22 protein-coding genes and 1 pseudogene are annotated in these 21,651 nt (G+C 60.9%); 17 read left to right on the top strand and 6 right to left on the bottom strand.

Translation table 11 applies throughout. The annotated features are described in order from the left end of the window. Positions 1 to 116: 116 nt before the first annotated feature. Both KSS97_RS11695 and KSS97_RS11690 read right to left on the bottom strand, forming a co-directional pair. Positions 117 to 782 carry an HAD family hydrolase gene (locus KSS97_RS11695; protein WP_217861697.1) on the bottom strand — a complete coding sequence of 222 codons (666 nt, stop codon included), beginning with the start codon at positions 780 to 782 and terminating at the stop codon, positions 117 to 119. A 161-nt stretch (positions 783 to 943) separates the two neighbouring features. Continuing rightward, on the bottom strand, positions 944 to 2,290 hold the full coding sequence (locus tag KSS97_RS11690) for an MATE family efflux transporter (protein WP_217861696.1): 1,347 nt from the start codon (positions 2,288 to 2,290) through the stop codon (positions 944 to 946). 381 nt (positions 2,291 to 2,671) lie between these two features. On the opposite strand from KSS97_RS11690, the gene KSS97_RS11685 reads away from it, so the two are divergent. From KSS97_RS11685 to KSS97_RS11640, 10 genes are all read left to right on the top strand, one after another. Then, positions 2,672 to 3,886, top strand: coding sequence for a methyl-accepting chemotaxis protein (locus KSS97_RS11685; protein WP_198798329.1), 1,215 nt, complete (start codon positions 2,672 to 2,674; stop codon positions 3,884 to 3,886). 9 nt (positions 3,887 to 3,895) lie between these two features. Beyond that, positions 3,896 to 4,264: a response regulator gene (locus tag KSS97_RS11680; RefSeq protein ID WP_003203044.1), complete on the top strand. Its 369-nt coding sequence runs from the start codon at positions 3,896 to 3,898 to the stop codon at positions 4,262 to 4,264. Between the two features lie 15 nt (positions 4,265 to 4,279). Then, a complete protein-coding gene (locus tag KSS97_RS11675; RefSeq protein WP_030142243.1) occupies positions 4,280 to 4,564 on the top strand; it encodes an STAS domain-containing protein in 285 nt (94 codons plus the stop codon). 39 nt (positions 4,565 to 4,603) lie between these two features. After that, positions 4,604 to 6,703, top strand: coding sequence for a chemotaxis protein CheA (locus tag KSS97_RS11670; protein ID WP_217861695.1), 2,100 nt, complete (start codon positions 4,604 to 4,606; stop codon positions 6,701 to 6,703). Between the two features lie 32 nt (positions 6,704 to 6,735). Further along, positions 6,736 to 8,394 carry a methyl-accepting chemotaxis protein gene (locus KSS97_RS11665; RefSeq protein WP_217861694.1) on the top strand — a complete coding sequence of 553 codons (1,659 nt, stop codon included), beginning with the start codon at positions 6,736 to 6,738 and terminating at the stop codon, positions 8,392 to 8,394. Between the two features lie 38 nt (positions 8,395 to 8,432). Next, positions 8,433 to 8,969, top strand: coding sequence for a chemotaxis protein CheW (locus KSS97_RS11660; protein WP_030142246.1), 537 nt, complete (start codon positions 8,433 to 8,435; stop codon positions 8,967 to 8,969). After that, positions 8,966 to 9,802, top strand: coding sequence for a CheR family methyltransferase (locus tag KSS97_RS11655; RefSeq protein ID WP_030142247.1), 837 nt, complete (start codon positions 8,966 to 8,968; stop codon positions 9,800 to 9,802). Before KSS97_RS11660 ends, KSS97_RS11655 begins: the two co-directional genes overlap by 4 nt. Beyond that, complete coding sequence (gene cheD / locus KSS97_RS11650; RefSeq protein ID WP_030142248.1) at positions 9,799 to 10,296, top strand: chemoreceptor glutamine deamidase CheD; 498 nt, start codon at positions 9,799 to 9,801, stop codon at positions 10,294 to 10,296. The genes KSS97_RS11655 and cheD overlap by 4 nt, the downstream gene beginning before the upstream one ends. Before the next feature lie 2 nt (positions 10,297 to 10,298). Continuing rightward, positions 10,299 to 11,378, top strand: coding sequence for a protein-glutamate methylesterase/protein-glutamine glutaminase (locus tag KSS97_RS11645; RefSeq protein WP_030142249.1), 1,080 nt, complete (start codon positions 10,299 to 10,301; stop codon positions 11,376 to 11,378). Between the two features lie 448 nt (positions 11,379 to 11,826). Beyond that, positions 11,827 to 12,366: a hypothetical protein gene (locus tag KSS97_RS11640; protein WP_030142250.1), complete on the top strand. Its 540-nt coding sequence runs from the start codon at positions 11,827 to 11,829 to the stop codon at positions 12,364 to 12,366. Positions 12,367 to 12,386: 20 nt separating this feature from the next. Here KSS97_RS11640 and KSS97_RS11635 read toward each other — a convergent pair. Beyond that, a pseudogene (locus KSS97_RS11635) lies at positions 12,387 to 12,536 on the bottom strand (antitoxin Xre/MbcA/ParS toxin-binding domain-containing protein); the annotation flags it as partial. A gap of 450 nt (positions 12,537 to 12,986) precedes the next feature. Between KSS97_RS11635 and KSS97_RS11630 the strand changes: the two are divergent. The 6 genes from KSS97_RS11630 to KSS97_RS11605 all read left to right on the top strand — a co-directional run bounded on the left by KSS97_RS11630 (position 12,987) and on the right by KSS97_RS11605 (position 17,657). Then, entirely contained in the window at positions 12,987 to 13,451 is a 465-nt protein-coding gene (locus KSS97_RS11630; protein WP_217861693.1) for an HvfA family oxazolone/thioamide-modified RiPP metallophore, read from the top strand. A gap of 66 nt (positions 13,452 to 13,517) precedes the next feature. Next, positions 13,518 to 14,369: an HvfB family MNIO-type RiPP peptide maturase gene (locus KSS97_RS11625; protein WP_217861692.1), complete on the top strand. Its 852-nt coding sequence runs from the start codon at positions 13,518 to 13,520 to the stop codon at positions 14,367 to 14,369. Next, the gene (locus KSS97_RS11620) at positions 14,362 to 15,102 is read left to right on the top strand and encodes an HvfC family RiPP maturation protein (protein WP_217861691.1); all 741 of its coding nucleotides are present in this window, start codon (positions 14,362 to 14,364) and stop codon (positions 15,100 to 15,102) included. The genes KSS97_RS11625 and KSS97_RS11620 overlap by 8 nt, the downstream gene beginning before the upstream one ends. 147 nt (positions 15,103 to 15,249) lie before the next feature. Further along, complete coding sequence (locus KSS97_RS11615) at positions 15,250 to 15,522, top strand: hypothetical protein (protein WP_217861690.1); 273 nt, start codon at positions 15,250 to 15,252, stop codon at positions 15,520 to 15,522. A 192-nt stretch (positions 15,523 to 15,714) separates the two neighbouring features. Further along, positions 15,715 to 17,007 (top strand): AAA family ATPase, encoded by a 1,293-nt coding sequence (locus tag KSS97_RS11610; RefSeq protein WP_217861689.1) that lies wholly within the window; start codon positions 15,715 to 15,717, stop codon positions 17,005 to 17,007. Beyond that, positions 17,004 to 17,657 (top strand): hypothetical protein, encoded by a 654-nt coding sequence (locus tag KSS97_RS11605; RefSeq protein WP_217861688.1) that lies wholly within the window; start codon positions 17,004 to 17,006, stop codon positions 17,655 to 17,657. Before KSS97_RS11610 ends, KSS97_RS11605 begins: the two co-directional genes overlap by 4 nt. Before the next feature lie 18 nt (positions 17,658 to 17,675). Here the strand turns inward: KSS97_RS11605 and KSS97_RS11600 are convergent, their stop codons facing one another. After that, positions 17,676 to 18,476: a GNAT family N-acetyltransferase gene (locus tag KSS97_RS11600; protein WP_217861687.1), complete on the bottom strand. Its 801-nt coding sequence runs from the start codon at positions 18,474 to 18,476 to the stop codon at positions 17,676 to 17,678. A 269-nt stretch (positions 18,477 to 18,745) separates the two neighbouring features. Here KSS97_RS11600 and KSS97_RS11595 point away from each other — a divergent pair, with 269 nt between their 5' ends. Further along, the gene (locus KSS97_RS11595; protein ID WP_217861686.1) at positions 18,746 to 19,918 is read left to right on the top strand and encodes a zinc-dependent alcohol dehydrogenase; all 1,173 of its coding nucleotides are present in this window, start codon (positions 18,746 to 18,748) and stop codon (positions 19,916 to 19,918) included. A gap of 111 nt (positions 19,919 to 20,029) precedes the next feature. Here KSS97_RS11595 and KSS97_RS11590 read toward each other — a convergent pair whose 3' ends face one another. Next, positions 20,030 to 20,791, bottom strand: a complete 762-nt coding sequence (locus KSS97_RS11590) for an SDR family oxidoreductase (RefSeq protein WP_217861685.1) — start codon at positions 20,789 to 20,791, stop codon at positions 20,030 to 20,032. 12 nt (positions 20,792 to 20,803) lie between these two features. Further along, positions 20,804 to 21,631 carry an EamA family transporter gene (locus tag KSS97_RS11585; protein ID WP_217861684.1) on the bottom strand — a complete coding sequence of 276 codons (828 nt, stop codon included), beginning with the start codon at positions 21,629 to 21,631 and terminating at the stop codon, positions 20,804 to 20,806. Positions 21,632 to 21,651 lie beyond the last annotated feature (20 nt).

Below are 21,651 nucleotides of genomic sequence, written 5' to 3'. Positions count from 1 at the left end.
TCCCGAAATCGCTGAGGTAGACATGTGGGAGCGGGCTTGCTCGCGAAGGCGGTGGTTCAGCCATGACTGATGTGGCTGACACGACGCTTTCGCGAGCAAGCCCGCTCCCACAGGGGTTAGCGGTGGTCTGGAAGGTGCATCAATCCGTTGTCGTCTACCGCAATGCTCAGCCCACGGTAATCCTCGATCTGCCCATGCAACGTCACCACCGGGTGGGTATGCGTGGCGGTCACCACCATTACGTCCATGCCCGCCGCCTCGCCGGCCTTGATCCCGGCGTCGGCGTCCTCGAACACCAGGCATTCCTGCGGGGCGACCTGCAAGCGTTGCGCGGCCAACAGATAGCACCCTGGATTCGGCTTACCGGCGCTCACGTCTTCGGCAGTCACCATCACCTCGGGGCGCGGGATCCCGGCGGCTTCCATCCGGCGTAAAGCCAAGGCCATCGGCGCAGACGTGACGATGGCCCATTGCGTTGGCGGCAGGCTCCTGAGAAAGGCCAGTGCACCGGGCACCTCGACCACGCCTTCCACGTCTTCGATTTCTTCAACGGTGAGCTGCGCGGCCTCGGCCTGGGCATCCACACCGGGCAAGTTCTGGCGGGCGACCGTGTCGACGGCGCGCACGCCGTGGATGGTAGGCAGGAACTTCGCCACGTCCAGGCCATGGCGGATGGCCCAGCGGGTCCAGATCCGCTCGGTGGCGGCGACCGAATTGAGCAGCGTGCCGTCCATGTCGAAGAGGAAGGCGCGGTAGGCGATGGAGGGGAGTTCTACGGACATCGTGATCCTCGTACTGGGATGAAATGGTGGCCACTGTACTGTGGGAGCGGGCTTGCTCGCGAAGGCGGTGGGTCAGCTTGCATCAATGGCGAATGGACTGCCGTCTTCGCGAGCAAGCCCGCTCCCACACAGAGTTCTGCATCGTTTCGCCTGGCAGTGGTCTACACCAACCGCTCGATCCGCTGATGCTGCCAGACCCGTTTGTAATACAGCGTCTGCAGCAACAGCATGCTCAGGTACGCCACCGGAAACGCCATCCACACCCCTTGCAGGCCGAAGTGGGCGTCGAACAGGTAGGCAACCGGCACTTGCACGCCGATGATGCAGAAGATCGAGATCGCCACCGGCACCAGCACCGTGCCGCTGGCGCGCATGATGCCGCCGACGATCGCCTGGAAGCCGAACACCAGAAGGCTCCAGAGCATGATGTGCAGCAGATGCTCGGCCTGGACTCGCGCTGCCGGGTCAGTGATGAACAGCCCCAACAACCAGTGGGACAACAGATACCCCAGCAGCACCAGCCCACCGGTCAGCCAGACATTGATCAACAGCCCGGTGCGCAGGATCGGTCCCAGGCGTTCCAGGCGCCCGGCCCCGATGGCCTGGGCACCGAGGATCGAAGCGGTGATGGCGATCGACAACGCCGGGAACTGCACGTAGTTGACGATCTGCGTCACCGCGCCGTAGGCCGCCGTGGCCTGGGAGCCGTGGCGATTGACCAGGGCGAGGATGACCAGCTCCGACAACGAGATCACCACCATCTGCAAACCGGTGGGCAGGCCGATGCGCAGCACTTTGCCGAGGATGTCCCGGTCCAGGCGCATCGCCGCGAACAACGCCCGATCCGGTGCCAGGGCATGCGCCCGGCGGTTCAGGCGCCACGCCAGCATCGCCATCGCCGACGCGGTGCCCACCAGCCCCGCCAGCGCCGCGCTCTGGATGCCCATCGGCGGGACCCCCAGCCAGCCACGGATCAGCACCGGCGTCAGTATCATCCCGACGCTGGTGGAGACGAGCAACGCCAGCAGCGGCGAAACGGTATCGCTGACACCGCGCAACAGCTGGGTGAACAGTACGAACACCAGCAGCATCGGCAAAATCCACATCATCACCCGCGCATAGGACACCGCGTCATCCAGCACATCGGCCGGCGTCCCGAGCCCCTGCAGGCCTTCACGGGCAAAGACACTGCCCAGCACCGCCGCGACCAACCCGATGATCGCCCCCAGCAACAGCGTCGAACCGGCAATCGCCTTCACCGTCCCGGTCTCGCTGGCACCGTAGGCCTGCCCGATCAACACCCCTGCCCCGGCACCCAGGCCAATCACCAAGGCGATGAAGAAAAACACGATGGGAAACATCCCCGACACCGCTGCCAAGGCCTGGGTGCCGAGCATCTGGCCGATATAGATGCTGTTGAGCGTACCGGACATTGATTGCAGGAAATTGGACACGACCATGGGGGCCAGGAACAGCAGGTAGGTTTTCCAGAGAGGCTGGGTGGGCATGAGGGCTCGATGGCAGGTTCGAAATCTGATGCGGGGTAATTTAGCTCAATCCTTTCGTTATGTTTCGGAAGATGTCCGCTTTTGTGGCGAGGGAGCTTGCTCCCGCTGGGTCGCGAAGCGGCCCCCTTTTTGAATTGGCATCGCCGGGAAATCAGACCGGTGGTTGGGACTGCTGCACAGTCCAGCGGGAGCAAGCTCCCTCGCCACGGGTTTTCCGTAGGTCGGGCCACCTCGACATTTCGCCGATCTCGTCTATTCTGAGATATCAATGTGCCATCTTTTTTAACGGAATCGGACGACTGGTCCTCAAGGCCAAGTCGGTTTTGCAGATAACCAGTTATTCGCAAACACCTGTCCGCAACACTGTTCAAGGACCGAACCATGACGTCGTATTCCCACGACCAATCCTTCGCCAAATCCCAGCCTCGCGTGCTCTGGCCGGCCGTCATCGTGGCCGCTGTCGCATGCGTCGGCGTGCTGGCATTGAATGGCGCGAGCGCGCAGAACATCGGTTTGAGCGTCGTGCTGCTGATCCTTGGCGTGGGCGCCGGGATCTTCGGCGCGCGGTCGCAACGCCTTCAATCCAACAAGGCCATCGCTGCCGCCATCGCCAGCCATGAATTGCAGGCCAGCCAGGCCAGCAATAACGGGACCGCGCAACTCAACGAAGTGATGCTCGGTGCCATGCCGATCTGGGCCAAGCAAGTCGAAAGCTCGCGCCAGCAGACTGAAACCGCGATCGTTTCGTTGACCAGCCGTTTCACCGGCATTTCCTCGCGCCTCGAAGAGACCGTGCAAGCCTCGCAACTGGCCGCCGGTGAGTTGGCCGGCAGCAGCAGTGGCGGTGCCGTCCAGGTGTTGGCGCAGAGTGAAGGCGAACTGGTCAAGGTCATCGATTCGCTCAAGGCCACCCAGGCCAGTCGTGATGAAACCCTCGCACAGGTGCGCAACCTGACGGCCTATACCGGCGAGCTGCGGACCATGGCCGCCGACGTCGCGGCGATTGCCGCCCAGACCAACCTGTTGGCCCTCAACGCTGCCATCGAAGCCGCTCGCGCAGGCGAAGCCGGACGTGGCTTTGCGGTGGTGGCCGACGCGGTGCGCGCCCTGTCGAGCAAGTCCAGCGAGACCGGTCAACAGATGTCGGCCAAGGTCGATGTCATCAACACCGCCATCACCCAATTGGTCCACGCAGCCTCCAGCGGTGCCGACCAGGACAGTCAATCCGTGGCCGTGTCCGAAGGCAGCATCCAGCGTGTACTCGAACGCTTCCAGAGCGTCACCGGGCGCCTCGCCGATTCGGCCGACATGTTGCAACGAGAGAGTTTCGGCATTCGCGACGAACTCACCGACGTGCTGGTCAACCTGCAATTCCAGGATCGGGTCAGCCAGATCCTAAGCCACGTGCGCGACAACATCGAGGACCTGCATGTGCACCTGCAGCAGGCCAGCCAGTCGCCCGAACAGGCCGCTTCCATCGACGCCCGCCAATGGCTGGCGCGCATGGAAACCACCTATGCCACCGACGAGCAGCGCCGCAATCACCACGGCGACTCGGCGGCGCAACAGACTTCACAGGAAATAACCTTCTTCTAGGAGCCCCCCATGGCGAAAAGTGTATTGGTTGTCGACGACTCCGCGAGCGTTCGGCAGGTGGTCGGCATCGCGTTGAAAAGTGCCGGCTACGACGTGATTGAGGCCAGCGATGGCAAGGACGCACTGGGCAAGCTCAACGGCCAGAAAGTGCACCTGATCATCAGCGACGTGAACATGCCGAACATGGACGGCATCACCTTCGTCAAGGAGGTCAAGAAGCTCGCGAGCTACAAGTTCACACCGATCATCATGCTCACCACCGAATCCCAGGAATCGAAGAAGCAAGAAGGCCAGGCCGCGGGTGCCAAGGCCTGGGTGGTCAAGCCATTCCAGCCGGCGCAGATGTTGGCGGCGGTGTCCAAGCTGATTCTTCCCTGATGGCCGGAGGCTTCAATGCCGCTGCTGTACGAAATAGAAGATGACACCGCGCAGGTGCAGATCGACGGCGAGCTGACGATCTACACCGCCGCCGACCTGGCCGCGCAATTGCTGCCACGGTTGGGGGCAACCCCAGCCATGGCGCTGGACCTGTCGCAGATCACCGAGATGGATGGCGCCGGCCTGCAACTGCTGCTGATGATTCAGCGCGAGGCACCCAAGGCCGGCACCCAACTGACGGTGACCGATCAAAGCAAAGCCGTCACGGAAACACTGGCCCTATGCAACCTGGTTGCCTAGCGCCACCGCAACACGTCGAACACGACAAAGGACATGAGCGTGAGCATCAATCTCGATCAGGCACAACAAACCTTCATCGTCGAGGCTCGGGAACAACTGCAGGCGATGGAAGAGTCGCTGCTGCAGTTGGAAAACGACCCCGGCGACGATGACGCCATCGGCGCGATTTTCCGGGCGGCCCACACGATCAAGGGCTCGGCCGGACTGTTCGGCCTGGAGCCGATCGTCAGTTTTACCCACATCGTCGAAGACGTCCTCGACCGCCTGCGCGAGGGCAGCGTCGAGGTAGACCCGGGCTTGATCGCGGTGCTGCTCAAGTCCGGCGATCACATGCTCGAGCTGATCGACGTGGTCGCCAACCAGGGCTCGACCTTGCAGCCCCCTGCCCTGGCGCGGGAAATGGAACTGTGCCAGATCCTGCAGGAATACCAGGCTCCGCCGACCGCAGCCGAACCGGCCCGCAAAGCAGAAGCCGAGCCGACCGATACATCCGAAGCGAGCCTCTGGCACATTTCCCTGCGCTTCGGCCAGGACGTATTCCGCAACGGCATGGACCCTTTGTCGTTCCTGCGCTACTTGCAAACCCTGGGTGAAATCATCGAGATCTCCACGCTCACCGAGGCGCTGCCGGCTGTCGAGGCCTGGGATGCCGAGTCCTGCTACCTGGGCTTCGACATCGCGTTTCGCTCCGCCGCCGGATACACCGCGATCAACGAAGTCTTCGATTTCGTGCGGGAAGACTGCGTGATCGAAATCGTCGCCGCCCAGGACGTCGAAGCCCAGGCGAATACCGGCCTGGTCGCGACGTCCCAGCCGGCGAGCGACGAAGGCACCGCCGTGGTCACCACGGGCGAGCTGATGCCGGACCAACGCAAGACCCCGCGCATGCCCGCCCAGGTCGCGCCTGACAGACAGGCCGTCACCAATGAAAACAAAGCCAAGGACGGTGCCTACGTCCGGGTCAATGCCGACAAACTCGACGAACTGATCAACCTCGTGGGTGAGCTGGTCATCGCCAGCGCCGGTGCCAGCCTGCTGGCCCGCACCTGCCAGAACGACCCGTTGCAGGAAGCCACCTCATCGGTGTCCGGGCTGGTGGAAGAGATTCTCGACGGTGCCTTGCGCCTGCGCATGATCCCCATCGGCGAAACCTTCAACCGCTTTCGCCGGGTGGTGCGCGATGTCAGCCAGGAACTGGGCAAGGACATCGACCTGATCATCAGCGGCGCGGAAACCGAGCTGGACAAGACCGTGGTGGAAAAGATCGGCGACCCGCTGATGCACCTGCTGCGCAACGCCATGGACCACGGCATCGAAACCGCCGAGGCACGGCTGGCGGCAGGCAAGCCGGCCAAGGGGCATCTGCACCTCAATGCCTACCACGACTCGGGCAGCATCGTGCTGGAAATCGCCGATGACGGCGCCGGCCTGAACCGCGACCGTATCCTGGAAAAAGCCCACGAACGTGGCCTGATCGCCCAGGGTGCGAACCTGACCGACCAGGAAATCTACAACCTGATTTTCGAACCGGGCTTCTCCACCGCCCAGGCCGTCACCAACCTTTCCGGGCGTGGCGTCGGCATGGACGTGGTCAAGCGCAACATCACGCTCTTGCGCGGCACGGTCGATTTGGACAGCCAGCCGGGCAAGGGCACCGTGGTGCGCATCCGCTTGCCGCTGACCCTGGCAATCATCAATGGCTTCCTGGTCGGCATCGGCCAGTCCACTTATGTCATTCCCCTGGACATGGTCCAGGAATGCATCGAGTTGAGCGAAGACGATGGCATCGCCAGTCGCGAACAAGGCTACCTCGACCTGCGGGGCGAAGTGCTCCCGCTGGTGTACCTGCGCGATCACTTCCACCACGAAGGCCCGGCCTCGCGCCGGCAGAACGTGGTGGTGGTGCGCTACGCCGAACTCAAGGCCGGGCTGGTGGTGGATGACCTGCTGGGTGAATTCCAGACCGTGATCAAACCCCTGGGCAAGCTGTTTGGCGCACTGCGCGGTATCAGCGGCTCGACCATCCTGGGCAGCGGCGCCGTGGCGTTGATTCTCGACGTACCGGCATTGCTGACCCAGATCGCACAGATAGAAAACCGCTACAACTCGACCCCATTACAACAAGCCAACGCTCGCTGACGCTTCAACACTCCATGGAGAGGTATTCCCCAATGAAATGGTTCTACGACCTTAGAATCGCCACCAAACTGATCACCTCGTTCCTCGCGGTGTTGGCGCTGACCGCCGTCATGGGCGTGTTCTCGATCATTCAGCTGGGCCAGGTCAACCACACCGCCCTCGACATTCGTGAAAACTGGATGCCATCCATGCGGGCGGCCTCGGGCATGCGCTTCTACGCGGCGAGCTATCGCCTCAAGGAGAATCGCCATATTGCCGCCGATTCCGAGCAGGAGCGCATCACCCTCGAGCAAGAAGCCGAAGAAGCAAAAAAGGCCTTCGAAACGCGCCTGGACACTTACGAAAAACTGCTTTCCAGCGCGGAAGATCGTCAGGCATTCGAAACTACCCGCACTGACTGGGCCGCCTATCTGGCGATCAGCAAGGACCTGCTGGCACTGTCCCGGCAGAACCTGACCGAGCAAGCCAACGCGATGCTCAAGGGCGAGTCCAAGAATCGGTTCGACCTGGTGACCGGCGACTTGCAGAAACTGGTCGAACTCAACGCCGCTGGGGCTGACGTCGCCAGTGCGCACGGCACCAAGCTGTATGAGAACGCGCGCCTGTCAATCATCGCCGTGCTGGCTGTTGCTTTGCTGGTGGGCCTGGGCCTGGCGCTGTTCATCTCGCGCATCATTTCCCGTCCGCTGAAACAAGCCGCCGTCGTTGCCGAACAACTGGCCGAAGGCAACCTGAACGCGAAGATCGAAGGTGGCTCGAAAGACGAAACCGGCATGGTGCTCAACGCCATGCAGAACATGGTCGGCAAGCTGTCGCACATCATCGGTGAAGTGCGCAACGCAGCGGACAACCTCGCCAGCGCTTCCGAAGAAGTCAGCGCCACCGCGCAGTCGATGAGCCAAGCCACCAGCGAACAGGCGGCCAGCGTCGAGGAAACCAGCGCGTCCATCGAGCAGATGAGCGCCAGCATCAACCAGAACACCGAGAACGCCAAGGTCACCGACGGCATGGCCAGCAAGGCCGCCAAGGAAGCCACCGACGGTGGCGAATCGGTGCAGCAGACCGTGGTGGCGATGAAGAAAATCGCCCAGCGCATCAGCATCATCGACGACATCGCCTACCAGACCAACCTGCTGGCGCTCAACGCCGCCATCGAAGCAGCCCGCGCCGGCGAACACGGCAAAGGCTTCGCGGTGGTCGCCGCCGAAGTCCGCAAACTGGCCGAGCGTAGCCAGGTCGCGGCACAGGAAATCGGCGAGCTGTCGTCCAGCAGCGTCGACATGGCCGAGAAGGCCGGCAACCTGCTCAACGAGATGGTTCCGTCCATCAACAAGACCTCGGACCTGGTCCAGGAAATCAGCGCCGCGTCCGAAGAACAGGCTGCTGGCGTGGCGCAGATCAACACCGCCATGACCCAGCTCAACCAAGTGACCCAGCAGAACGCCTCCAGCAGCGAAGAACTGGCCGCCACCGCCGAGGAGATGAGCAGCCAGGCCGAACAACTGCAGCAGGCCATGAGCTTCTTCACCTTGGACACGCCGCCGAAATCTGCCGTCCAGGCCGCTCGGGTCGATAACACCCCTGGCCCGTCCAGCCGTAAACCGGGCCGGGCACCGGCACCGGTGATGCCCAAGGCGTTTGCCTACAACATGGCCAGCGCACCGGACGAATCGGAATTCACCCGGTTCTGACGGCCCGGTTCCACAGGCTTGCTTAAAGGAGAAAGGCAATGGGCGCCATCGCGACCACACGTCAGACCGCCAGCGCGGTCGAGGAAGAAGCGCAGTACCTGACGTTCATGCTCGGCACGGAGATGTTCGCCATCGGCATCCTGTGCATCAAGGAAATCATCGAATACGGCAATCTCACCGTCGTGCCGATGATGCCGGCCTTCGTCCGCGGGGTGATCAACCTGCGCGGCGCGGTCGTGCCGGTGGTGGATCTGTCGGCCCGTTTCGGCCGGCCGAACTCCACCATCAGCCGTCGCAGTTGCGTGGTGATCATCGAGGCCGCCAGTGCCGATGGGCTGGCCCAGGACATTGGCCTGCTGGTGGACACGGTGTCGGCGGTGCTGGAAATCCCGGCTTCGCAGATCGAGCCGCCACCGAGTTTCGGCGCGAAGATCCGCGCCGACTTCATCAGTGGCATGGCCAAGGTCGATGGCAAGTTCGTCATCGTCCTGGAAGTGGACCGGGTGCTGTCCATCGATGAGATGTCCGAACTCGCCCAGGCCAGCCCCGCCGCGTTGGAAGCGCCAGACTCATGAGCACAGACACTTGCAGGGAACGCACGGTGAATTCGATGGCGCTCACCGACCGGGAGTTCGGCCAGTTCCAATCCTGGTTGTACCAGGCGGCTGGCATCAACCTGTCGCCGGCTAAGAAAGCCCTGGTGGCCGGGCGTTTGTTCAAGCGCCTCAAGCACTACGAGCTGGACAGCTACGGCGAGTATTTCAAGCTGATCATGAGCGGCCAGCGCAGCGACGAATTGCAAGTGGCGCTGGACCTGCTCACGACCAACGAAACCTATTTTTTCCGTGAGCCCAAGCACTTCGACTTCCTTCGCGATCACGTGCTGCCCCATGCGACGCCGGGCAAGACCTTTCGCCTGTGGAGTGCGGCCAGTTCGTCGGGCGAGGAACCCTATAGCCTCGCCATGACCCTGGCCGAAAGCCTGGGCACCACGCCCTGGGAAGTCATCGGTTCGGACATCAGCACGCAAGTGTTGGCGAAAGCCCGTTCGGGGCATTACCCGATGGAGCGCGCCCGCAACCTGCCCCATTCGCTGCTGGTGAAATATTGCCTCAAGGGCACCGGCAGCCAGCAGGGCACCTTGCTGATCGACCGGGCGTTGCGCAACCGGGTCAACTTCATCCAGGTCAACCTCAACGACACCCTTCCGGAGCTGGGGGAGTTCGACGTGATTTTCCTGCGCAACGTGATGATCTATTTCGACCAGCCCACAAAAAGCAAAGTGGTCGCCCGGCTCCTCCCGCGGCTCAAGCGCGGCGGGTATTTCATCGTCAGCCATTCGGAGAGCCTCAACGGTGTTTCCGACGCGTTGAAGCTGGTGGCCCCTTCGATTTATCGCAAGCCATGAGCGCCGCGATCAAGCAAGTCGCCGAGGTCTACCTGGGGCCGGGAGAGTTTCGCTTTGCGACCTGCCCGACCCGGCTGCGCACGATCCTCGGCTCTTGCGTGGCGATTACGCTCTGGCATCCAGAGCGCAAGATCGGCGGCATGTGCCACTTCATGTTGCCCAGCCGCGTGCGTTGTTCCACGGCGCTGAACGGGCTGTACGCCGATGAGGCCATCGAGCTGTTCGTCCGCAAGGCGCGGGCCCATCACACCGAGCCTGAGGAATACCAACTCAAGCTGTTCGGTGGCGGCGAGATGTTTCCCGAATTGCAACGCCATGTGCCCTACGGCGACGTGGCGCGGTTGAACGTCAACGCGGCACTGGAAATGGCGGCCCTCTATCGCCTGGACCTGATCGCCCAGGACATGGGCAGCACCGGCCACCGCAGTATCATTTTTGACCTTTGCACCGGCGACGTCTGGGTCAGGCACCAACCAATAAGGACCCTGCATTAACCATGTCAGGCAAAAAAATTAACGTATTGCTGGTGGATGACTCCGCCGTGGTCCGCCAGGTGTTGATGGCCATACTCAGTGACACCCCGGACATCAATGTCATCGGCGCCGCGTCCGACCCGATTTTCGCCATGGACAAACTGGCGAAGGAATGGCCCGACGTAATCGTGCTGGACGTAGAGATGCCGCGTATGGATGGCATCACGTTCCTGAAAAAAATCATGAGCGAACGGCCGACCCCGGTGGTGATCTGCTCGTCGCTGACGCCCAAGGGCGCGGAAACCACCCTGCAAGCCATGGCCGCCGGCGCGGTGGAGATCATCACCAAGCCCACCAGCGGCTTGAAGAACTTCCTGTTGGACTCGGCACCGGAACTGGTCTCGGCCATCCGCGCCGCCGCCCAGGTCAATGTGCGCAACCTGGGCAAACGCACTGCCCCGGCGGCCCCGCTGACGCCCGCGACCAAACTCACCGCCGACGCCATGTTGCCTGCCGCCAACGGCCACGCCATGGCCCAGACCACCGAGCGCATCGTCGCCATGGGCACGTCCACCGGCGGCACCCAGGCGCTCGAAGCGGTGCTGACTGCCCTGCCACGCGTGTGTCCGGGCATCGTCATCGTCCAGCACATGCCGGAAAAATTCACCGCGTCCTTTGCCGCCCGGCTCAACAGCCTGTGCCAGATCGAAGTGCGCGAAGCGAAGAACAACGACCGCATCCACCCTGGCCTGGCGCTCATTGCCCCGGGCGGCAAACACATGATGGTGACCCGCAGCGGCGCGTTCTATCACGTGCAGGTGGTGGACGGCCCGCTGGTCAATCGCCATCGCCCTTCAGTGGATGTGCTGTTCCGCTCGGTCGCCAAGTTCGCCGGCCGTAACGCCACGGGCATCATCATGACCGGCATGGGCGACGACGGCGCCCGCGGCCTGAAGGAAATGCTCGACGCCGGCAGCGCCACCGTCGCCCAGGACGAAGCCAGTTGCGTGGTGTTTGGCATGCCCAAGGAAGCGATCAAGCTCAACGCCGCGCAACGGGTGATGCCGCTGCTGGAGATTGCGCAGGTGATCTTGCATCGCTGATCGACGCATTCTTCTTTGAGTGAAAGCTGTTGTGGCGAGGGGATTCATCCCCGCTGGGCTGCGAAGCGGCCCCAAGAACTTTCAGGGCCGCTTCGCGCCCCAACGGGGCGGTGCGACGTTTCGCTAAATCCCCTCGCCACAGAAAAACCCCTTAAACAGGCGAGATCGTCGCCAGCACACCAATCAGCAACGTCAACGCCAGGAAACCACCCAGAAAAATCGCCATCTTCGCCATGAGTTTTCTCCCAATAGAGTCATTGCGGCACGGCCGAATTGTGGCGTGTGAACTGAGACCATTACAGACGCACCTGTAAGCGAAAAATGCGGATCAGTGCAAAAAGCCGGCAAACGGCGAAACCAGTAATGGACAAGTGCGCCATGATCACCGCTATCATGCCGCACGCCCATTTGACGGGCATGCTGCAAGCCACCTTCAAGGACCCCAGGTATGACCCTTCTGCCGTCACGCGCCACCCTCTTCGTCTCCAGCCTCCTGATCAGCTCACTGTGCCTGGCCGAAGGCGAGCCGGCGGAAAGCGTCATCAAGGACTCGACCAAATCCGCCGTCTCGACCTTCATCACCGCCGGCAAGAACCTGTTGGGCGGTGTGAGCGAAGGCGTGCTCGATGGCCGTGAGTCGGTCCAGGGCACCGACGGCGCTGCGATCATCTCCTCCGGCGAGCAGATGAAAGACCGCATCACCGTCGAGGTGTTGAAGCTCGAGCCCAGCGAAGAAAGCGTCACCATCACCCTCGGCTTCAAGAACAGCACCGACACCCAGTTGCGCCTGATCAACCTCGGCCAGACGGGCGCCCTGCTCGCCATCGACCAGGCAGGCTACGCCAACCGACTCACCGGCCTGGACAACCCCGACGAAGTCACCGTCCCACCGAAAATCGCCGTACGGCAGAAATTCGTTTTCGAAGGCATGAACGAGGCGGTCAGTGCTGTGCGGATGTGGGGTGCGGATTATTCGGTCAAGAAGTGAATACACACGAAGTCAGAGGCTCATTGATAAACCCCATGCGCGATGCGGCTCAGGTAATTCGTTACCACCTGAAAGCCCATCGAATTGTCGATCAGCTCCAAGGGCACATGACCGTCCAAGTATTTGCAGGGCTTGCTGAGCCATTCTTCGGCCAGTGACTGGCTGCCAAACTTTTGCTGTCAGCAACACACCCATCCCGTGGCGAGGGAGCTTGCTCCCGCTAGGTTGCGCAGCAGCCCTCGTTCTTCTGAATCACCTCTCGCTTCATCGTCGCACCTCATTACCAAGTGGGCCCGATGGCCTGTAGCCCCAAGCGAGGTGGATTGAAAGTGGCGTTTTCCGACTGGACACTCGGCCGGCGCTGGGCAAGGACTTGCATGATCTGACCTGAGCGCCGCCCTTCTGCAGGGCTCTGTATCCGCGACACACAGCAATACAAACACACCGCGGCATGACACATCCCAGATACACGACAAGCGCCAAATGGCCCCGTCCGAACAGGCAGTCCCGCCTTGCTTCGACCCGACGTGCCGAGCACCGGGCAAGCAACGTGACGCCGCCACGGCACACGCCCCGCGCACCGTTGCCGGGGCCATACAGCTCTTATCTGGAGAAATTTCATGACCCGTACAAAAAATTCCAGCACCGCTCGCCTCGCCCTCGCCGCCCTCGCCCTGTCCGGTGGCTTGAGCCTGGCCCAGTCCGCTTTCGCCGTGGAAGCACTGCCCCAGGGGTATCAATTGGCCTCGGCGGAAAAGACCTCTGAAGGCAAATGCGGTGAAGGCAAATGCGGTGCCGCCGAATCGAGCAAGAAAGTCACTGCTGCCGAAGGCAAGTGCGGCGAAGGCAAATGTGGCGACGCCTCCTTCGCTCGCACTGACACCGACGATGACGATCGCGTCTCGCTGAAGGAATTCCTCAGCGTCGCGCCGACCCAGCAAGCCGAGTTCGAAAAGATGGACAGCAATCACGACGGCTACCTGTCCGAGGCCGAAACCTACAAATACCGCACCGGCCAATACACGGCCAACGGCAAGAAAGTGCCAACAGAGCTGTTCACCCGCATGAGCCAAGCCAAGGAATAACCGCCTTCGCTCCGACCCTCCCGGACATGCGCGCCGGGAGGGTTTGGTCATCCCTGGAGAACTGCGATGAGTACCTTCACTTCCCCCAGCGGCGCCGGGCTCGGCCTGCGCCGCGCCCTGCTTGGCGACCTGCTGGAGATGGCCCCGGGCGCCGTGGATTTCCTCGAGTGCGCCCCGGACAACTGGATTGGCGTCGGCGGCGTCTACGCCGAACAACTGGACCGACTGGCCGCACGGCACCCCATCACCTGCCATGGGCTGTCGCTGTCCCTCGGCGGTCCCCAATCCCTCGACCTCGACCTGCTGCGGGGCACACGTCGATTTCTCGATCGCTACGCCGTGGCGATCTACAGCGAACACCTGAGCTACTGCTCCGACAGCGGTCACCTCTACGACCTCTTGCCGATCCCCTTCACCGAAGAATCCGTCCACCACGTCGCCGCCCGCATACGCCAGGCCCAGAACGAGCTGGGCCAACGCATCGCCGTGGAAAACATCTCCTACTACGCCGCGCCCTTCCAGGCCATGAGCGAAATCGACTTTATCAACGCGGTGCTCGTGGAAGCCGACTGCGACCTGCTGCTGGACGTCAACAACCTCTACGTCAATGCCATCAATCACCGTTACGACGCCGAGAAGTTCCTGGCAGCCCTCCCTGCGCAACGCGTCACCTACCTGCACGTTGCCGGCCATTACGACGAAGCCGACGACCTGAAAATCGACACACATGGCGCCGCCGTCAAGCCAGACGTCTGGACGCTGCTGCACCAGACCTACCAACGATTCGGACCCGTACCGACGCTGCTGGAGCGCGACTTCAACTTCCCGCCCTTGTCGGAACTGCTCGCCGAAGTCGGGCAGATCAAACAGCTCCAGCAACTCGCCTGCCCGGTCATCCCGGAGGCCCGCCATGCCTGATCAACTGCTGGAACAACTCAACTGCATGGCCAGCTACGTGCGCAACCCCCACCAACCGCCACCCCCCGGGCTCGAAGCCCGCCGCCTGGCCGTCTACCGCCAACTGTTCATCGGCAGCATCGAAGCACTGCTGGGCGCCAGCTTCCCGGTCATCCAGCAAACCCTGGCGCCCGCCGACTGGCGATGGCTGGTCCACGACTTCTACGCCAACTACCGCTGCCAGACGCCGCTGTTCACAAAACTGGCCGGCGAGTTCGTCACCTACCTGGAACAACACACCGACCTGGACGACCTCCCGCCCTGGCTGCCCGAACTCGCCCAACACGAATGGAGCGAAAGCGCCCTATTGCTGAGTGATGCGGTGGAACCGTCGCACAACCCCTTCGGCGACCTGATCGAGGGCGAGCCCGTGGTGTCGAACCTTGTGCAAGCGCGTGCCTATGAATGGCCGGTCTGCGACATCGGGCCGGATTATCAACCGGGTGAAAAACCTGCGGCTCCGACGTTGGTCCTGCTACAGCGCCGCGCTGGGCAAGTGACATTTTCGCGCCTTGCGCCGCTGGCTTATGGGTTGTTGGTATCGCTGATGGAGCATCGGCGCAGTGGGCGGGAGCATCTGGTTGCGTTGGCTGAGATGGCTGGGGTGACGGTGCGGGAGTTGATGCCGATGGGGATAGCGGCACTTGAGGGGTTCAAGGCGCAGGGGATTGTGTTGGGGGGGCGTTGGGGGTGATTGATGACGATTCCTACGCAATTCTCGGAATCGGATACCTGTTCGGGGTTCGGGCTGAAAACTATAGTCGTTGCGTCGCCTTGAAGGGCGGTCAGGTTTGGCGACCTAAGTATCGGATCAGTCCATTAATCTGATCGGAGCAATCCCATGGAAAGATACATCCCCATCACCGGCATCGACTGCTCACCGGCTTCGCTGTTGATTGATAGTCAGGCACCGCTTGATGTTCTGCATGCTACGGCTGATTACCGTATCCGCGTTGTGACACAGGTTCTGGAAAATATTGCGTTTCGTGCCGAGGTGGGTAGCGATACGGTTGTGCTGTCGGATTTTGCGCAGTTGTTGGTGATCCCCTTGCGGGATGGGTGTGATTTGTTGGAGGTGATTGGGCGGCGGCTTCAGGAGGGGGTAGAAGGTTAATGGGGGACGGGCGTCGGAGGCGCCCGTTTTTTGGAAGCGCATTCAAAGGTGATCAAATTGAGTAAGCATTCAGGTTAATTCTGCTTCGGCGACGGCAAATCTTAGTCGCTCTAAATGGATTACCGCCTCGTAAAGCTCATACTTGACTTGATACAGTACACACCTTAGATAATCCAAAATGGAGCCAAGCACATGCTCAAAAACCTGGATCTGAAAGAGATCGGACCGGCCGCTGAGCTGAACCTTGAGTTTAGTCCTCGCCTGAATTTCCTGACTGGAGACAATGGGCTGGGCAAGAGCTTTGTTCTTGACACTGCTTGGTGGGTCCTAACCAGGACGTGGGCTCGGGGTATCAAAGCGGTACCTGGAGATGATGCTAACAAACCATCAATCGGCTTCTCCTACACTAAATCCAGCAACGGCAGCATCACTGATACCAGTGCATTCATACGCCGGACCCAGTCGTGGCCATTGAAGAAGGGACGCCCAGCGATTCCAGGTGTCGTTATTTACGCGGGTGTCGATGGCAGCTTTTCCGTGTGGGATCCAGCTCGGAACTACTGGAAAAACGATGAGGAAGGCAGCGTTGAACGCCCTAAAAGTTTCGACTTCACGCCCGAGCAAGTCTGGAAAGGACTGGTGACTCCAGATGGTGTGACGCATTGCGTTGGATTGATAAATGACTGGGTGCTTTGGCAACGCGGACAGGAACCGGAATTCGATAGCCTAACCAAGGTATTGGAGGTGCTTTCGCCAAGCGAGGCTGAGCGGCTCACTCCAGGAAAGCCCACTCGAATTGGCGAAGACGCCCACTATTTACCGTCACTAAAGATGCCTTACGGACAAGATGTGGCACTCCCCTTAGCCTCGGCGGGAATGCGTCGGGTTTGCGCCTTGGCTTACCTTTTGGTATGGACGTGGCACGAGCACATCAAATATTCGAAAAAATATGGCGTCAAACCCGCCCGAGAAATCGTCTTTCTGATCGATGAAATCGAGTGCCATCTGCACCCACAATGGCAGCGGAGAATCGTACCGGCGTTGTTGAAAGTAATGAGCGAACTGACTGGCATACATAAAATGCCAATCCAAGTGATTGCGGCCACGCATTCCCCGCTAGTACTAGCTTCGGCTGAGCCACTCTACGTTCTCGGCAAAGACGGCATTATCGACTTTGATCTCGTGGGACAAAATGTCGAAGTGAAAAACCTTCCTTTCACCCGCAAGGGCGACGTCAATGGTTGGCTATCTTCTGAAATTTTCAACCTGCAGGAACCACGCTCCCTCGAAGCTGAGCGGGCTTTAACAAAAGCTCTCACGCTATTACGGAACCTTAACAATAGCGCTCACGACAAAATATTTACGCGCGAAGAGAAAGACTCCATAAGGGACGTTGACAAGGAGCTACGCGAATCGTTGAGTGACGTCGACCGGTTCTGGGTGCGCTGGAGCAGCTTTAGTGACAGCGCCTTGAGGAAAAAATGATACGACTAACACTTGCGCCAGAACCCGCACATTTTGATGCCGATGTAAGACAACCTGGACTTCGTGCCCTGGATGAACGGGTCGGAATTCCTGTCGTCCGCACCGCAGGCAAGCCGTACACGGTAAAAGCACCCCGCAAGGAAGACCTCAAAGGGACTGATTTCCCCGCTTACTGGACAAAAGCACTTCCCGACCTATTAAAGTCCTATGGTCGCTTGTGTGCCTACACAGGCTTCTACATCCAGAAGGTTACTGGCGCTCCCTCTGTCGACCACGCAGTGGCGAAGACAAAAGACTGGCAACAGGCGTATGAATGGATCAACTACCGACTGATCTGTTCGCTGATGAACTCACGTAAAGGTGTGAAAAACCTACTTGACCCGACTGCGATCCAGGACGAATGGTTCGAGCTGGAGTTTGTGGGCTTTCAGGTCATACCTCGCCCTGGGCTTGACGGGCCTTTGGCGACTATTGTTGAGTTCACTATTAAGGAGCTCGGGCTCAATGAGGAGGCTTGCAGAGAGGTCCGAGCGGAATATGCCGAGGAATACTGGCGCTATCGAGACGAGGACAAGTGGAATTGGCTCGTAGAGAGATGCCCTTTTGTCGCCCAGGAAATGGTGCGCCAAGGGCGTAAACAAGCCCCATAGAAGCTTTGTCGGCATATTTCAATTATCCGCCAAGCGATACAGCGCTTGAACGTGAGATGTCGCCAGCCCCGTGTGCTCCAAGTTACGGCGACTTTGCGAGCTGGGAAGAGCCGTTGCGGCGATCACCAAACAGCCGTGCTTCATTGCTTGCTCTATCCGGTGAGATATCAGGGCGCCATGGTAGCCCAAGCCTCGTGCATCTTTTCGGGTGGCAGCCGTCCCGAGGTAGGCAACCCCATTGCTGGCCAGGTACATCAACGCTCCTGCAACTACCTCTCCATCAGCTTTAAGGACGTAGATTTTCAGACGATCATTTGACAGTAGCCCTGCAAAAGAGGCCTGGCTCAACTGACGATGCTCTGGCTTGGTATGAAATCCGCTCGCATGCACAGCTGCGAACTCAGGAAGCGTGTGTGAGGTGGCCTCCTCGACCTCAAACGAGTGGGGGCTCAAGACCACGTCCTTGATGGCGCACGCGAGTTGCAGGTGCGTCCAACCCTTCAGGCGTTCTAATCGCCTCTCCCTTACAAAAACGTACTGCTTCAACGTCGAGGTCTTCCCGATAAGAGGCGTTACGGTCGAATATTCCGCTGATTCCATGAGCAAGCTCAACAGTGGTTGGGGGCTGTCGGTACTGTCGCCGTAGATGCGATTGAACATCGGGCTGGCTGATGCTTTCACTTGAAAGCAGGGAAAAGCTTCGTTGAAAAACACGCGGGCACCGAAAGGATTTCCGCTTATCCGTAACAAGCTCTCAACGCGGGAATACAAATACTCGCCTTCAGCGGCCTCGATTGCATGAGCCAATCCAACATCCATGTGCGTAATCCTGATTGCGCGATTTCCAAGGAAGGTAGCGGTCAGTCAAACAGGTGGAGTGTAGGTGGCGGATGAATACGCACGAAATCCAGTAAGCCGTTTCTGGTGTTTCGGTGACTACCCGTCCCCCAACCGCCCATCGCCTCCCCCCGCTCTCCCCAACCATTACTTTGAACTACTCACCCCCTCCTCCAACCGAAAATGTCAGTAGGTCCGCAACGAGCCTGATCGTAGCGACCGTACCGTCCCCACCTAGGAGGTATACCCAAGTGAAAGCGCTACGCTGGCATGGAAAGAAAGACATCCGTTGTGATGACCATCTCCCCGATCCCACGATAGAAGACCCGCGAGACGCGATTATCAAGGTGACGTCGTGCGCCATTTGCGGCTCGGACCTGCACCTGTATGACGGTTTCATGCCCGGCATGAAGCATGGCGACATCATGGGCCATGAGTTCATGGGTGAAGTGGTGGATGTGGGTTCGGCCAACAAGAAGTTGAAGATCGGCGATCGCGTCGTGGTGCCCTTTACGATTTGTTGTGGTGAATGCGATCAATGCCGGCGGGGTAACTTTTCTGTTTGCGAGCGCAGCAACCGCAACAAGGACTTGGCCGACAAGGCCTTCGGTCACACCACGGCGGGTCTGTTTGGCTATACCCACCTCACCGGCGGCTACCCCGGGGGGCAAGCCGAATACGTGCGCGTGCCTTATGCCGACTTTACGCCGGTGGTGATTCCCGAGGGGCTTACCGATGAGCAGGTATTGTTTCTTGGGGACATCTTCCCCACCGGCTGGCAAGCCGCCGTGCAATGCGATATCCAGCCCACCGACACCGTGGCCATCTGGGGCGCCGGACCGGTCGGCCAGTTCACGGTGCGCAGCGCGGTGATCCTCGGGGCCAGGCAAGTGGTGTGCATCGACAACGTGCCCGAGCGCCTGGCGATGGCGAAAGCCGGTGGCGCCATCACCATCAACTTCGATGAAGAAAGCGTGCTGGACCGCCTGGCCGAGTTGACGGCTGGCAAGGGGCCCGAGAAGTGCATCGATGCGGTGGGCATGGAGTCCCATGCGACCCGTTCGTTCGACTCCATCTACGATCGGGTCAAGCAAGCGGTGATGCTGGAATCCGACCGCCCCCACGTGCTGCGGGAAATGATGTACGTCTGCCGCCCCGCCGGGACGCTGTCCATTCCCGGGGTGTATGGCGGCTTGATCGACAAGATTCCATTCGGCGCCGCCATGAACAAGGGCCTGACTTTCAAGATGGGGCAGACCCACGTCAATCGCTGGACCGACGACCTGCTCAAGCGCATCCAGGAAGGGCAGATCGACCCGAGCTTCGTCATCACCCACACCGTGAGCCTTGAAGACGGACCGGACATGTACAACACCTTCCGGGACAAGAAAGACGGCTGCGTGAAAGTGGTGCTCAAGCCCTGACCCCAGGGTCGTGCCGCTCCCTGGATTGCGGGTTCGCCCGTGATCGCGGGGCAGCCGGCAAGCCGTTTCAAGCGACCAGCGAGGTTTCGATTCCCAGCGAACGGCGGCGGCTCATTTCCCCCCGGTCACATCAAGAAAGGTCCCGGTCACGAACGACGCCTCCGCGCTCGCCAGCCACAGAATCGCCCGCGCCACCTCCTCCGGCTGGCCGCCCCGGCCCATGGGAATCGAGTCCTTGACCCGATCGACCCGCCCCGGCTCGCCGCCGCTGGCGTGCATGTCGGTGTAGATGTGCCCGGGGCGAATGCAGTTGACGCGGATGCCTTCCCGAGCCACCTCTTTGGCGAACCCGATGGTGAACGTCTCCAGGGCGCCTTTTGACGCGGCGTAGTCGACGTATTCGTGAGGACTGCCAAGGCGCGCCGAGGCTGAAGAGATGTTGATCACCACGCCGCCTGGGCCGTTGTGCCGGTAGGCCATGCGCTTCACCGCTTGCTGGGCGCAGAGGATCGGACCGATGGAGTTGACCGCAAAGATGCGCTGCATGCGTTCAAAGCCGAGGTCCTCCAGGCGTGACTGGGTGGACAGCACCCCGGCATTGTTGACCAGCACGTCGATCCGCCCGAACGCCCGGTCGATGGCCTTGAACAGTTCATCGACCTGCCCAGGGTCGGCGCTGTCGGCCCGAACGGCCAGCGCCCGGCGTCCCAGCGCTTGCACATCCGCCACCACCGCCAGCGCCGCGGGCTCGTTGGCGACGTAGCTGATCGCGACGTCATAACCTTTTGCGGCGGCGAGCCGGGCGGTGGCGGCGCCCACCCCGCGACTTCCACCGGTTATCAGGATCAGCGGTGCGGGCGAGACGTTATCCATTTGAAATACCTCCTAGCCAATGATGAGGGTGCCGCTGGCGATCACTGCGCACGCCAGGATCCGGCGGGTGGTGAGTGCCTCGCCGAGGAACGCGTAGCCAATCAGCAACGCGAACAGCACGCTGGTTTCGCGCAGTGCCGATACCGCGCCCAAGGGCGCTTCGTTCATCGCGTAGATGACGATGCCATAGGCGAGCAGCGAGACCAGTCCGCCGACCAGCGCGGACAATGTTCCGGGGCGTAGCGAAAACAAGCTGCGGGCGTCGCGCAGGCCGATGTAAACGGCCGGCATCAGCACGCCCCATAAGGCGCACATCCACACCGTGTAGGAAAGCGGAGCGCCGGAGAGCCGGGCACCCATGCCGTCGACGACGCTGTAGGCCGCGATGAAGCAGCCGGTTCCCAGCGCGTAGGGCAAGCTGGGGACTGACAGGCTGCGGCCCCTGAAGGCCAGCGAGATAATGCCGCCCGATACCAGCGCAATCCCCAGCATCTCGCCGGGGGTGATGTTCTCCCCGGCAAAAATGGCGGCACCCAAAGTAATCAGCGCCGGCGACGATCCACGGGAGATGGGATAGATCTGCCCCAGGTCGCCGACCCTGTAGCTGCGCACCAGGAACAGGTTGTAGCCGACATGCAGCAACGCCGAAAGCAGGGCATAGCCCCAACTTTCAACCGCTGGCGGCACCATGAACGCTGCGGCGACGACACAGGTGATGGCGATGGCGATGCACATCACCGTCATCGACCACAGCCGATCGGCACCGCCACGCAGCAATGCGTTCCAACTGGCATGCAGGAGCGCGGCGAAAAGAACCAGGAAAACGATATGGATAGGCATGGTCGCCATTCTAGGCAGCC

This window comes from Pseudomonas alvandae (genome assembly GCF_019141525.1).
GTDB lineage: Bacteria > Pseudomonadota > Gammaproteobacteria > Pseudomonadales > Pseudomonadaceae > Aquipseudomonas > Aquipseudomonas alvandae.
Note: the sequence above shows the minus strand (reverse complement) of the source record. Positions and strands in the feature narration are given on the sequence as shown.